10 protein-coding genes are annotated in these 12,837 nt (G+C 70.0%); 3 read left to right on the top strand and 7 right to left on the bottom strand.

All coding sequences use genetic code 11. The annotated features are described in order from the left end of the window. Positions 1-95: 95 nt before the first annotated feature. Positions 96-962 (bottom strand): GNAT family N-acetyltransferase, encoded by an 867-nt coding sequence (locus tag ACYVIO_RS23585; RefSeq protein WP_460653035.1) that lies wholly within the window; start codon positions 960-962, stop codon positions 96-98. Between the two features lie 351 nt (positions 963-1,313). Here ACYVIO_RS23585 and ACYVIO_RS23580 point away from each other — a divergent pair, with 351 nt between their 5' ends. After that, complete coding sequence (locus ACYVIO_RS23580; RefSeq protein ID WP_460653034.1) at positions 1,314-1,631, top strand: Fe-S cluster assembly protein HesB; 318 nt, start codon at positions 1,314-1,316, stop codon at positions 1,629-1,631. 113 nt (positions 1,632-1,744) lie between these two features. Here ACYVIO_RS23580 and ACYVIO_RS23575 read toward each other — a convergent pair whose 3' ends face one another. Together ACYVIO_RS23575 and ACYVIO_RS23570 are read right to left on the bottom strand one after the other, a co-directional pair. Further along, entirely contained in the window at positions 1,745-3,541 is a 1,797-nt protein-coding gene (locus tag ACYVIO_RS23575) for an ABC transporter ATP-binding protein (protein ID WP_460653033.1), read from the bottom strand. Further along, on the bottom strand, positions 3,538-5,391 hold the full coding sequence (locus ACYVIO_RS23570; protein ID WP_460653032.1) for an ABC transporter ATP-binding protein: 1,854 nt from the start codon (positions 5,389-5,391) through the stop codon (positions 3,538-3,540). Before ACYVIO_RS23570 ends, ACYVIO_RS23575 begins: the two co-directional genes overlap by 4 nt. Positions 5,392-5,493: 102 nt before the next feature. Between ACYVIO_RS23570 and ACYVIO_RS23565 the strand changes: the two genes are divergently transcribed. Further along, positions 5,494-6,135: a TIGR03085 family metal-binding protein gene (locus tag ACYVIO_RS23565; protein WP_460653031.1), complete on the top strand. Its 642-nt coding sequence runs from the start codon at positions 5,494-5,496 to the stop codon at positions 6,133-6,135. Here ACYVIO_RS23565 and ACYVIO_RS23560 read toward each other — a convergent pair. The 4 genes from ACYVIO_RS23560 to ACYVIO_RS23545 form a co-directional block, all read right to left on the bottom strand. Beyond that, entirely contained in the window at positions 6,121-6,720 is a 600-nt protein-coding gene (locus ACYVIO_RS23560; RefSeq protein ID WP_460653030.1) for a DedA family protein, read from the bottom strand. The genes ACYVIO_RS23565 and ACYVIO_RS23560 overlap by 15 nt on opposite strands. Continuing rightward, positions 6,717-7,484, bottom strand: a complete 768-nt coding sequence (locus ACYVIO_RS23555; protein ID WP_460653029.1) for an MBL fold metallo-hydrolase — start codon at positions 7,482-7,484, stop codon at positions 6,717-6,719. The genes ACYVIO_RS23560 and ACYVIO_RS23555 overlap by 4 nt, the downstream gene beginning before the upstream one ends. 3 nt (positions 7,485-7,487) lie before the next feature. After that, complete coding sequence (locus ACYVIO_RS23550) at positions 7,488-9,662, bottom strand: alkaline phosphatase family protein (protein WP_460653028.1); 2,175 nt, start codon at positions 9,660-9,662, stop codon at positions 7,488-7,490. Positions 9,663-9,803: 141 nt separating this feature from the next. Next, positions 9,804-11,111 (bottom strand): family 43 glycosylhydrolase, encoded by a 1,308-nt coding sequence (locus tag ACYVIO_RS23545; RefSeq protein ID WP_460653027.1) that lies wholly within the window; start codon positions 11,109-11,111, stop codon positions 9,804-9,806. Positions 11,112-11,267: 156 nt separating this feature from the next. Here ACYVIO_RS23545 and dacB point away from each other — a divergent pair, with 156 nt between their 5' ends. After that, a complete protein-coding gene (gene dacB / locus ACYVIO_RS23540) occupies positions 11,268-12,827 on the top strand; it encodes a D-alanyl-D-alanine carboxypeptidase/D-alanyl-D-alanine endopeptidase (RefSeq protein WP_460653026.1) in 1,560 nt (519 codons plus the stop codon). Positions 12,828-12,837: the final 10 nt, after the last annotated feature.

Here is a 12,837-nt window from a genome sequence, read left to right as displayed (position 1 = left end):
ACGAGCTCTCCGGGGACTGACCAAGCCTCAGGTGGCCGGCGAGCTTTTCAAGTCTTCCCCGCGGACCGGGGAAGACTTGAAATCGCGTGTCCTGCCTAAACCTTGCGGTACTGGTCCCGGCGCTGCGGCAGCAGCTCGAACCCCGCGCTGCGATAGGTGGCAATCGCCCCTTCGTTGAAGCAAGGCGTCAACACCTGCGCCCGCGACGCCCCCAGCTCCCGCAGCGCCGCCGCACCAGCCAACGTCATCGCCCGCCCGTACCCATGCCCGCGATGATTCCGATGCACACCGAGCGGCTCGATCAACCCAGGCCGCCCCTTCCCGGCCGACCACACCGTGATCGCCCCGACCGCCTCGCCGTCCGCGTCCCGCCCGATCAAGCACCGAGCCCGCGCGTACGCCGTACCGCCAGCCATCGCGTGCCACCGCTCGTCCGTGAACGTCGACCCGTCGAACGACGCCCGCTGAACTCCCGCCCGCACCCCCGCCGTCTCCGCCGTCACGATCTCGATCGCCAGCCCGGAGTCCTCCACCGGCTCGCCGAGTTCCCGCTCCAACGGCTGCCAAGGATCATCCAGCTCCCACCCCGCAGCAAACAGCAGGTCCCGCACGCGGCTGTCGTTAGGCGTCTCCAGGTAAACCTTCCCCTCAACCAGTACGCCGGCCGCCGGGTCAGCCACATCCGCGGCAATCCGCCGCGCGAGCTCCTCGTCCTCCTGCGCACTCGGAGCAATCGCCACCCGCAACAGATCCGGCTCGTCCAACATCCCGACAGCCAGCAGCTCCCCGTCCCGAGCCCACGTCCGCACAGCCGCAGCCGTCCGCTCGGCGCCGTACCGCCAGAACCACCCCACATCCCCCGGATGCAGCTGCACCGCACCGCCATCCACCTGCCACTCCGCCAACCGCGCCACCACCAGCTCCAACCCGCCCACAGCCGGAGTCTCCACCACAAAAGTCATCCCCCGATCCCACACCACCCACCGCCGAATTGACACTCGACGGTCCGAGCTACCGGCGAAAGACCTCACCCCACCACCCCTCTCAAGTACCAACCACCACTCGAGGGCCGGTACTTGAAAGGCGACCGGGCAACGAGGTCGCCGGGCGACGCGGCCTGTGGCGCGATCTCACCCGCCGAGCTCTTTCAAGTACCGGCCACCGATCGAGGGTCGGTACTTGGAAGGTGGTTGGGGGACGAGCTCTTTCGCCGTCGGGCCGGTGACGTCCGGACTGCGGACCCCTCGTGTTTGGCCTTCAAGGCATCGGGCACGGGGCGGGCTCACCGTGTTGATCGACAACGAGGAGTAGTTGTGCTGACCTTGACGGAGAACGCGACTCTGGTCATCAAGTCCATCACCGGCGTCGACGGCGCGCCGGAGGGTGCCGGCGTGCGGATCTCCCAGGAGAACCCGACCGACCCCTCCCTGGCGGTGACGACGACCGAGGCCCCGAAGCCGGGGGACCAGGTGGTCGAGGAGAGCGGCGCGCGGGTGTTCCTGGAGCAGAACGCGGCGAGCACGCTGGACGACAAGATCCTGGACGCCGCCGTGGACGACAAGGGCGGCGTGGAGTTCCTGCTGGTGCCGCAGCCAGGCGCCGGGCAGAACGGCGCCGTGCCGACGCCGTAACAAGCTGAACTGGGCGTGCTGCCTCAACAGCACTGCCCTCCCTGAACGACAGGGCGGTCCTGGAGCCTCTTTCCTCCCTCTCCGGGCCGCCCTGTCGCACGTTCAAGCAGGTATCAGCCGGCAGAGCGCTGAGCGATCCAACTGGAGTGCAGGCGCGAGTAGATCCCACCAAGCGCAAGCAGTTCGGCGTGCGAACCGCGTTCCACCACGCGGCCCTCGTCGAACACCAGCACCTCGTCAGCAGCTTCGGCGGTCGACAGCCGGTGGGCGATCGTCACCGACGTACGCCCAGCCATCAACCGCTCCAGCGCGGCATTGACCCGCACCTCGGTCCCCGGGTCGACAGCGGACGTCGCCTCGTCGAGCACCAGCAGATCCGGATCCGCGATGTTCGCTCGCACCAGCGCGACCAACTGCCGCTCGCCAGCCGACAGCGACTCACCGCGCTGACCCACCGGCGAGTCCAGCCCATCAGGCAAGGACTCCAGCCAGTCCGTCAGCCCCAGCGACTCAAACGCCTCCAGCAACTGCGCGTCCGTCACCTCCGGCCGCCCGAACCGCACGTTCTCCGCGAGCGACGAGTCGAACAGATACCCGTCCTGCGGCACCATCACCACCCGCTCCCGCAGCGAGCTGAACGCGATCGACCGCGCATCCGCGCCATCCAGCAGCACCGCACCCGACGTCGGATCCATCAACCGCGTCAGCAACTTCGCGAACGTCGTCTTCCCGGATCCCGTCTCCCCCACCACAGCAACGCGCCGATGCGGCTCCAGCCGTACGTCGACGTCCCGCAGCACCAACTCCCCTTCCGGGTAGGCGAAGTTCACGTCCGCGAACTCCACCGTGATCGGCCCGCGCGCCTGCGTCACCCCGTCGGACCCCGGGTCGACCACATCAGCCGGCGTAGCGATCACACCGAGCACCCGCCGCCACCCGGCGAACGCGCTCTGCGCATCCGTCAGAACCTGCGTAGCGATCTGCACCGGGTCCGAGAACAGCGCGACCAGGAACATGAACGCCAGGATCTCCCCCAGCGTCGCGTTCCCGTCCACCCCGAGCAGCACGCCCGCGGTCAGCACCCCGGCATTCGCCAGACCAGCGGCGAGACCACCGATCGAGAACGTGATCCCCGTGATCGCCTGCGCCCGCGTCGCCGTCTTCCGGTAGTCCTCGATCGACGCGTCGATCCGCTGCTGCGTCCGCCGCTCGATCGCGTACGCCCGCACCACCTGCGCACCGACGACCGGCTCGGCGATCGCCGACAGCATCTCGCCGACCTTGGCCCGCACCACGCCGTACGCCGCCGACATCAACCGCTGCAGCGATTTGAGACTCGCGAACAGCGGGATGAAGCAGATCAGCACCACCAGCGCGAGCTGCCACGAGTAGACGAACATGACGACGGTCGCGAGCAGCATCTGCCCGATGCTGACCAGGAAGATGAACCCGCCGAACTGCAGGAACTGCGACACCGTGTCGACGTCGGACGTCACCCGGCTGACGAGCGCTCCGCGCCGCTCGGTCGACTGCGTCAGCACCGGCAGGTCGTGCACGTGCCGGAACGCCTTGATCCGCATCGTGGCCAGGCCGCTCTCGGAGTTGATCGCGAGCCGCACGGTCGTCAGGTACGACGCGAAGGCCGTGACCAGGATCCCGCCCACGCACGCCGCGCACATCCACGCCACGAACGACATGTCCGGACCGCCCGGCCCGGACAGTCCCTTGTCGATGGTCTGCTGAACGGCGATCGGTACGACGATCCGCCCGCCCGTCATGGTCAGCGCGAGCAGCCCGGTGATCCACCATCCGCGCGCCAGTTCCGGCGAGACCTTGATCCCCTGACGCAGGGTGTCGAGTCCTCCGGCGTTGTCCCCGGCGTCGAGCCGGGTGGCCTCGGCGGCACTCACGCGCTTGCTCCTTCGCTGTCCAGATCGTCCAGTTCGGCGGCCAGCTCGGCCTCTTCCTCGCGCCGCGCGGCGTCCTTCTCGTACGCGTCGACGAGGTCGCGGTACTCGGCCGACTTCTCCTGCAGCTCCAGGTGCGTGCCCTGCGCCGCGATCCGCCCGTCGGCCAGGAACAACACCTCGTCGGCGAGTGAGATCGTCGCCTTCCGGTACGCGATCACCAGCACGGTCGTGTCGGACCGGCCACCCTGTACGGCGCTGCGCAGGCCGGCCAGGATCCGGGCCTCCACCTGCGGGTCGACCGCGCTCGTCGCGTCGTCGAGGATCAGCAGCCGCGGGCGTCGTACGAGAGCACGCGCGAGCGCGATCCGCTGCCGCTGGCCGCCGGACAGCGTCGTACCGCGCTCGCCGACCTTGGTGTCGAGGCCGTCGGGCAGGGACCGGATGAAGCCCTCGCCCTGCGCGATCCGCAGCGCGTCCCAGATGTCGTCGTCGGTGAAGTCGCCGCCGAGCGTGATGTTGCCGCGGACCGTGTCGTCGAACAGGAACGCGTTCTGCGCGACCAGGGCGACCGATCCGGCCAGCTCGTCGCGGGCCAGCGTCCGCAGGTCGACGCCGTCGATCCGGACCGCGCCCTCCTCGGGGTCGACCAGCCGGGTCAGCATCGTGGTCAGCGTCGACTTGCCGGAACCGGTCGGGCCGACCACCGCGACCGTCCGCCCGGGCTCGATCGTGAAGTCGACTCCGGCCAGCACGTCGCGGTCGGGCAGGTACCCGAAGCGGAGGTCGTCGACGACAAGCCGCGCGGCCTTGATCGAGGTCAGCTTCTGGTCGCCGTACTCCATCCCGCCCTCGGCGGTGAGCACGCGCTGGACGCGGTCCCAGCCGACGACCGAGCGCGGCAGCTCGCCGAGCACCCAGCCGAGCGCCCGGATCGGGAAGCCGATCAGCGTAAACAGGAACGCGACCTGGACGACGTCGCCGGCGTCCGCCGCGCCCGACCGCACCCGGCCGACACCGACCAGCAGCACGGCCAGTACGCCGATCCGCGGCAGTCCCTCGATCACCGGGTCGAAGGCGCCACGGGCCCGGTTGACCGCGATGTTCGCGTCCTTGAGCGCCATCGTCGGGCCGGTGAAACGCTCGGTCTCGGCCGCCTCGCGACCCAGCGTCTTGACGACCAGCGCACCGTCGAACGACTCGTGCGCCACCTCGGAGACGTCGGCGCGCAGCTCCTGCGCGCGGGTGGCGAGCGGCTGCAGGGTGCGCTGGAAGATCACGTTCGCGACGAAGACCAGCGGGAAGACCAGGCAGCCGACCAGCGCCAGCCAGACGTCGGCGGCGAACATCGCCGCGGTCGCGAAGGCGAGCATCGCGATCACGCCGATCGCCATCGGCAGCGGGGCGATCACGAACCAGATCGACTCGACGTCGGCGTTCGCGTTCGAGAGCAGCTGCCCGGTCGGGTGGCGGTGGTGCCACTCCAGCGGGAGCTTCAGGTACTGCCGGGTGACGCGGCGCCGGTATGTCGCCTGGAGGCGGAACTGCATCACGCCGGCCCCGATCCGCCGGCCGACCACGCCGATCGCGCGCAGCACGGCGATACCGAGGAACAGCGACACCAGCGACGCGAGCGCGCCGAACGTGGTGTCGCCGCGCTCGAGGGCCGGGCGGATCACGTGGTCGGTGGCCCAGCCCAGCGCCCAGCCGTCGGCGACCGTCATCGCGCCGTACAGCATGCTCGCCGCGACCGAGAGCGCGAAGACCCACGGCTCCTCGGCGATCGCGACGCGCAGGACCGCGAACCCGCGCCGGGTCACGCTCCCCTTGCTGGGGACTTTCGGCAACGGCACGAGGCATCCTTCGTCACGACGGTGTGTCAGGTGTGTAGGCAGTCCGAGGAACTGACAACGAATGACATTCTGCCATTGGGCACGGACAACTACGATCGAGTTGTGACCGACTACAGCCGGACAGAACGACTCGCTCTGTGTGATCTCTTCGATCAGGTCGGACCTGATCAGACAACGCTGTGCGAGGGGTGGCTGACGCACGACCTGGCCGCCCACCTGTACGTGCGGGAGTCCGACCCGATCGCGGCGCCGGGCATCATGCTGCCCGCGCTGGCCGACACCACCGAGCGGCGGATGGACGCGGTCAAGACCAAGTGGAGCTTCACCGAACTGGTCGACAAGATCCGCAGCGGGCCCCCGACGTTCTCGATCTACGCGCTGCCGGTGCTCGGCCACCAACTGAACACGACCGAGTACCTGGTGCACCACGAGGACGTCCGCCGCGCGGTCCCGGACTTCCAGGTCCGCGCGCTGCCGGCCGCGCAGCAGGAGGGCCTGTGGAAGGGCCTCAAGCTGGCGGCGAGGTCGATGGTCCGGAAGGCACCGAGCGGCGTCGTACTGCGGCTGCCGGACGGGCGGGAAGCGGTCGCGAAGAAGCCGACTGCGGCCGGTTCGGTGACCGTGACGGGCGAGCCGGTCGAGCTGGTCCTGTTCTGCTTCGGCCGGCAGGCGGTCGCCCAGGTCGACTTCGACGGCGACCCGGAGATCACCGCTCAGCTGCAGGGCAAGTCATTCGGTTTCTAGCTGCGCCGCCGCGGCCTTCTTCTTCCGGAACCGCTGGACCAGGCTGCTGACCACCGTGGTCAGCAGCACCAGCACGATCGCGGCCACCACGCCCTGCCACGGCTTGTCGAACAGCGCGTACCCGAGCAGCCCGATCGCCATGTAAACCGCCGCCCACAGCGACGACGCCGCCAGGTCTACCACGGCGAACCGGTGCCACCGGTACCCGGCCAGTCCCGCCGCGAGCAGCACAGGCACCCGCCCGCCCGGAATCAGCCGGGACGTCAGCAGCACCGTGATCTCGTGGTTGGCCAGTCGGTCCCGCAGCGCGTCGAGCGACGCGTTCTCGCGCAGCCAGCCGACCCGCTTGGCGAGCCGCTCACCACCGGCACGGCAGGCGGCGTACACGATCAGATCACCGACGTACGCGCCCCCAGCACCAGCGATCAGTACGCCGACCAGCCCGATCGGGTTGCTGTGCGAGGCGAGGACCGCTCCGGCCGAGACCGCCGCACCGGTCGGCAGGACCGGGAGCACCGCGCCGATCAGGACCGCGCCGGCGAGCACGATCAGGTACCAGAGATCGAAATCGGCGTTACCGCTCACGGCCGCACCACCTCCGTCGACTCCCCCGGCACCAGGACCTCCACCTTCACCCCGGCGCCCGCCGAGGCCATCTCCGCCTTGAACCTGTCCCCCGGCGGCAGGAACAGCTCGGGCTTCAGCCAGTCGCAGCCGATCGGCCAGAACGTCCCGAAATGTACCGGTACGGCGTACCGGGCTCCGACGCGCCGAACCGCCTCCGCGGCCCGGACCGGATCCAAGTGCCCCTCCCCGAGCGACGGCCCCCAGCCGCCGACCGGGATGAGCGCCAGGTCGACCGGACCGATCTCGGCCGTCATGTCGTCGTACAGGTCGGTGTCACCGGCGAACCAGACGCTCGGCGAGCTCTCGACCCGGTACCCGAGGGCCTGGGCACGGTACTGCGACCAGGGCAGCCGGCGGCTGTCGTGGTGCGCGGTGACCGCGGTGATCTCCAGCCCGCCGATCTTCACCTGGTTGCCTGGGGCAACCTCGATGCAGCGGTCCGAGTAGGCCTTGCCCGCCTCGGCGTGGATCAGCCGGGCCGCACCACGTGGCACGACCAGTGCGGCGTCGGGCGAGACCAGCGGCAGCGACGTCAGGTGCAGGTGGTCGGCGTGCAGGTGCGAGATCAGTACGGCGTCGCACTCCCCCGCCTCCGGCAACGGCAACGGCCCGCGCCGACGACGCAGGTGCGCGATCCGGGCCGTCAGCACGGGATCGGTGAGCAGCTTGGTGCCCCGGTCCTCGATCGTGGTGGTGGCGTGCCCCCACCAGGTGATCCGCACGCCTCAGGCCTCCACACTCGCGTCCGTCGGGGCCACGCGGGCCCCTGAAGAATCAAGTCCCGCGGAGTCCTGCTCGATCTCGTCGACGGTCTCCACCTCGGGCCGCTTGCGCTGACCGAGCTGGTCCAGCCAGCTGATCAGCAGCTCGTGGACCGCGTCGGAGCCTACGGGAGGCTCGTCGACGACCCAGCGGCGCGGGTGCACCAGCACGGCCTCGGTCTGCCAGCCACCGATCCCGCCGTGGCAGCCGACCAGCTCCTCGAACGCGGCCACCTCGTGGGTGTACTCGTCCAGGCGGCTGACCACCACGATGTCCCCGTTGTGCGGCATCTCCGCCTGCCGCAGCAGCGACGAGGCAGCCAGCGGCCCGTACGACGCGAGCGGGTCCTCGCCCTCGATCCGCCCGGTCCGCAGCACGTGCACACCGGCCCGGCCGATCGCGACCGGCCCTTCGGCGAGCGAGTCGATCACGACGAAGCCGACGCCGGGATGCGTCGCCAGACCGGGAACGAGCCGCGGGTGCAGCAGCTCGATCTCCTCCAGCGGGACCCGGCCCGGCGTGGTCGCCAGGTAGATCAGCGCGAGGTTGCCCGACGCGGTGACGACCATCTGCTCGTCGGCCGCGACCGGCGGCTCGCAGTCGCGCGGGCCGAGCTCGACCTCGCCGCGGGTGGCCTTGCCGTGGAACGCCTTCCGCGTCACCGACCCGGCGACGCTACGGCGCAGGCTCAGCTCGGTCAGGAACGCGTTGACCGGGCCCCAGCCCTCGGACCGGCCGGTCGCCGCGACCGGCTCCTTGGTGGTGTCGACCAGGTCGTCGACCACCTGGGTGAGCGTCCGTCCGTACCGCTGGAGGAACGTCGACCCCTGGCTCTGGCCGTGGTCGGACAGCACGACGATCTCGTACGAGTGCGGCAGCGTCTCGATGATCCGCTGCAGCGCGCCGAGCACCCGGTCGAGGCCTTCGAGCGTCTGCAGCGACTCGGGCCGGGTCGGTCCGGCGTGGTGGGCGACCTCGTCGTAGTCGACGAAGTCGCAGTAGATGACCGGGGTGCCCTTGACCAGCTCGTCGGTGATCAGCGAGACGTTGAGGTCGCGCAGCAGCACGTTGGAGATCGCGCGCAGGAAGATGTACGAGCCGCCGCGGTTGACCCGCGGGACCAGCTTGCGCCGGCGCTGCCGCCGGGCCTGGTGCAGCTCCTTGATCATCTCGCCGACGCACAGCACCAGCCCGCGGGCGGCGCCCTGCGGGCTGGAGAAGAACCGGACGTAGCCGCGACTGCGGGTCGGCGGCAGCGCGGCCCGGCTGAACACGAGCACCGAGTTCGGGGCGTCGCCGGACCAGTTGTTGCTGATGCTGACCCCGCCGTCGGCGAGCAGGCCGCGGCCGGTCGACATCCGCGCCTCGATCTCGGCGGCGTCGCGGGACCGGTTGGTGACCATCACCCGGCCGGTCTCCTTCTCGTACCAGCGGAACGCCGGGATCTGCCCGGAGCCGCCGTGCAGGATGCCCGCCTGGCTGGCCGGGGTGGTCGCCGGTACGCCGGTGTGCCAGCCGAGCATCGAGTGGCTGCCGTCGCGGATCCAGCCGCCGAGGTGCGGCAGGTTGCCCGACATGACCATCCAGTTCAGCAACGGGGCGGCCAGGCCGTCGATCTGGATGATCAGCATGCCGGTCTTCGGCGCGGGCTGGAGCCGGCGGGCCTTGCGGCGTACGCCGCGCATGACCTCGGCGACGTAGGCGTCGTCACTTCCGGCGTACGCGACCCAGCCGACGAAGGCGCTGATCGAGGACATCACGATCGAGACCAGGACCGGCGCCTCGACGCCGCCGTGCAGGTTGACGCCCGGGTCGAGGGTGACGCCGAGGTAGACCACGCCGAACTGGGACAGCAGGCCGCCGACCAGGACACCGACCGAGCCGATCAGGATCGCCAGCCCGGCCAGCAGCCAGCGCATCAGCAGCCCGATCACAGCCAGCAGCACGACCAGGCGGAACACCGGCAGCGGCCCGTCGCTGCTGATCTGCGGGAGGGTCCAGAAGGTGATGACGAGCGAGACCAGCGACGCCAGACCGCCCAGCAGCATCGCCTGCAGGCCGCGGGTGGTCCGGCGGACGTCGAGCCAGATCGGTCGCCGGCGCCGGTCGCCGGAAACCTGCTCAGGTGGTTTGGCCAACCTTCGGACTCCCCGTTCGAGTAGTTCACTGCTTGCACTACTGGAACGAGACTACGAGGCCGACCCGGGGACCCGCCCACTGCGCCACGCAACGGACGGGTGCTTCCCGGGTCGTCCCTGACTTCCCGGCGGGGTGAACCCCTACTGCAGCTCGAAGTAGTCGACCTCGGCGTAGGAGTTGCCCTTGGTCAGCCGGATCGTGTTCCAGCCCTCGTTGAGCGTCACGTTGACCGAGGCCTGGCGCCAGTTGTCCCAGCCGGTGACCGGGTAGCTGACCGCGCCCTGGCTGTTGCCGTTGACAACCACCCCGTGGGTGGCGGTACTGCCGGTGCCGTTCGCGTACCCGACCCACAGCGTGTAGCTGCCGGCGCGCGGGGCGTAGAAGGTGTTCTCGACCCAGGAGTCCGCGAAGTCGATGTACGCCGCGACCGCGCCCTGGGACGCACCGGCGGCGCCGGTCCGGACCCGGCAGTTGTTGAGGGTGCCGCGCTCGGCCTCGGTCCGGACCCGGCTGCCGCGGACGACCGGGAAGTCGCCGGCCCAGCCGAGATCCGCGACGTACAGATGCCTGGAGCCGTTGACCCAGCCGTGCAGAAACACCTTGTCGCCGCTGAAGTCTGCGCCGCCGGGGCCGCAGACGTGGTTGTCGAGGGAGGCGCTGGTCATCAGCGGGCGGTACGCCGTGGTCCACGGGCCGTTGAGGCTGGGCGCGACGGCGTACGAGGTGAGGTACTCGCAGCCGGTGTAGCTGCCGCCGGAGTAGAAGAGCACGTACTGGCTGCCGCGCTGCACGAGGTCGGGGGCTTCGATCACGCCGCCGGAGGAGATCAGGGCGGTGTTGCCGCCGGTGAGGGCGGTGCCGTTGTTCGTCGTACGGGTGAGCCAGAGGGTGGAGTCGACGCCGATCGCGTTGCCGTCGTTCTTCCACAGCAGGTAGCGGGTGCCGTCGTTCGCGACGAAGGTGTTCGCGTCGATCGCGCCGCCGAGATTCAGCGGGCAGATCAGCGGCTGGCTGCCGACCGGGTTGAACGGGCCGAGCGGTGAGCTCGCGGTCGCGACGCCGATGCACTGGCGGCCGGAGGCCTTGTGCCAGGCGGTGTAGGTGAGGGTGAAGCTGCCGTCGGGATTCGGGTGTACGTCGGGCGCCCAGGTCCGGCCGGACTGCGCCCAGCCCGCGGACGGGCCGCCGGGCATCGCGTCGCCGCGGATCGTCCACGGGCCTTGCGCGCTCGGGGCGGAGGCGGTCGGGACGTGGCCTCGGCCGTTGTTGGTGGAGTAGGCGTACCAGGTGCCGTTGACCTGGATGACGTCCGGATCGGGGAAGTCCTCGCCGATCACTTCGCTGGGGAAGACGGCCGCGGTGGTCTTCTGCTCGGCGGCTGTCGCTGGACTGATGGCGGTGGCGAGCGCGGTCAGGACGACCAGCGCGGCCAGAACTCGTCTGCGCATCGTAGGAGCTCCTCAGGTGGGGCGGTACCTGTGGAGACCCACTTTTCCATCGATTCACCTCGCTGGCGAGAGCTTGTTTGCGGCGATCCCTGGACCCCGGCCGCAACGGGGTGTTGACTCCGGGTGTTGGTTTCCGCCTGAGGGGTTGGAGTTCTCGTGAAGTATTTACCAAAGGTGTCGCCGCGGGGGTTCGTGGCTGTCGCTGCCGCGGTCGCCGCGACCGCCGGGCTGGTCGGCCAGTCCGTTGCCGGGCCGGCGCAGGTGCAGGCGACCGGGCTGCAGCAGCAGTTGGACACGTTGCTCGCCGACGCGCGGTTCCAGGGGTCGCAGGTCGGGCTGGTGGTGCGCGACGCGACCACCGGCGAGACGCTGTACGACCGCAACGGCTCGACGCGCCTGCTACCGGCGTCCAACACGAAGCTGTTCTCGTCCACGGCCGCGATGCACACGCTCGGGCCGTCGTACCGGTTCCACACCGACGTCCTGGCGACCGCGCCCGTGCGCGGCGGCAAGCTGCGCGGCGACCTGTACCTGAAGGGGTACGGCGACCCGACCGCGCTCGAGGGCGACTACAAGGCACTGGCCAAGCAGGTCGCGAAGTCCGGCGTACGGCGGATCGACGGTGACCTGGTCGCCGACGACACCTACTTCGACCACGTCCGTCTCGGCGACAGCTGGGCCTGGGACGACGAGCCGTTCTACTACAACGCGCAGATCTCCGCGCTGACGCTCGCGCCGAACACCGACTACGACTCCGGTACGGCGATCGTCGAGAGCCTGCCGGGCAGCAAGGCGGGTGCGCCGGTGGGGCTGAAGCTGGTCCCGGCGAACGGCGTGATCAAGCTGGTCAGCACCGCGACGACCGGCGCCGCGGGGTCGGCCAACACGCTGACGATCGAGCGGGACCACGGGACGAACGTCGTACGGGTGAGTGGATCGGCTCCGCTCGGTGCGACCGTCGGCCAGGAGTGGGTGACCGTGTGGGAGCCCGAGGTGTACGCCGCCGATGTGTTCAAGCGCGCGCTCGCCGCTGAGGGCGTCCGCGTCGACGGGCGGATCAAGGTCGCCGCCTCCCCCGCGCAGGCCCGACGGCTGGCACGCGACGAGTCGATGACGGTCGGCGAGCTGATGAACCCGTTCCTCAAGCTCTCCAACAACATGCACGCCGAGACCCTGGTCAAGGCGATGGGCGCCGTGGCCGAGGCCAGCGGCACCTGGTCGGCCGGGCTCGGTGTCGTCACCGACTACGCGTCCAGCGTCGGCGTGGACACCTCGGCGATCCGCTTGTCGGACGGCTCCGGTCTGTCCCGCAAGGTCAACGTCACCGCCGACAGCGTCACCGACCTGCTGATCGCCGCGCAGAAGGAGCCGTGGTTCCAGCAGTGGTACGACGCGCTGCCGATCGCCGGCAACGCCGACCGCTTCGTCGGCGGCACGCTGCGTTCCCGGATGGCCGGAACTCCCGCCGCCAACAACCTCCACGGCAAAACGGGCTCGCTCACGGGCGTCACGGCGCTGTCCGGCTACGTCAGCACCGCCGACCACCGCAAGCTGGTCTTCTCGATGATCAGCAACAACTACCTGACCACCCCACGCCCGGTCGAGGACGCCGTAGGCATCACGCTGGCTTCCTGGTCCGACACCAACCCGCCCGCGGCCGTCAACCTGTCGAACAACCGCTCGGCGCAAACACCCGACACCGAGTGGACCAAGTAGCAGCTGATTA

The organism is Kribbella endophytica (genome assembly GCF_054781295.1).
Note: the sequence above shows the minus strand (reverse complement) of the source record. Positions and strands in the feature narration are given on the sequence as shown.

Excerpts from the sequence above, each read along its gene's own strand:
- ACYVIO_RS23545 (WP_460653027.1), bottom strand. The coding sequence starts at position 11,111 with ATGCGCAGACGAGTTCTGGCCGCGCTGGTCGTCCTGACCGCGCTCGCC.
- ACYVIO_RS23585 (WP_460653035.1), bottom strand. The coding sequence starts at position 962 with ATGACTTTTGTGGTGGAGACTCCGGCTGTGGGCGGGTTGGAGCTGGTG.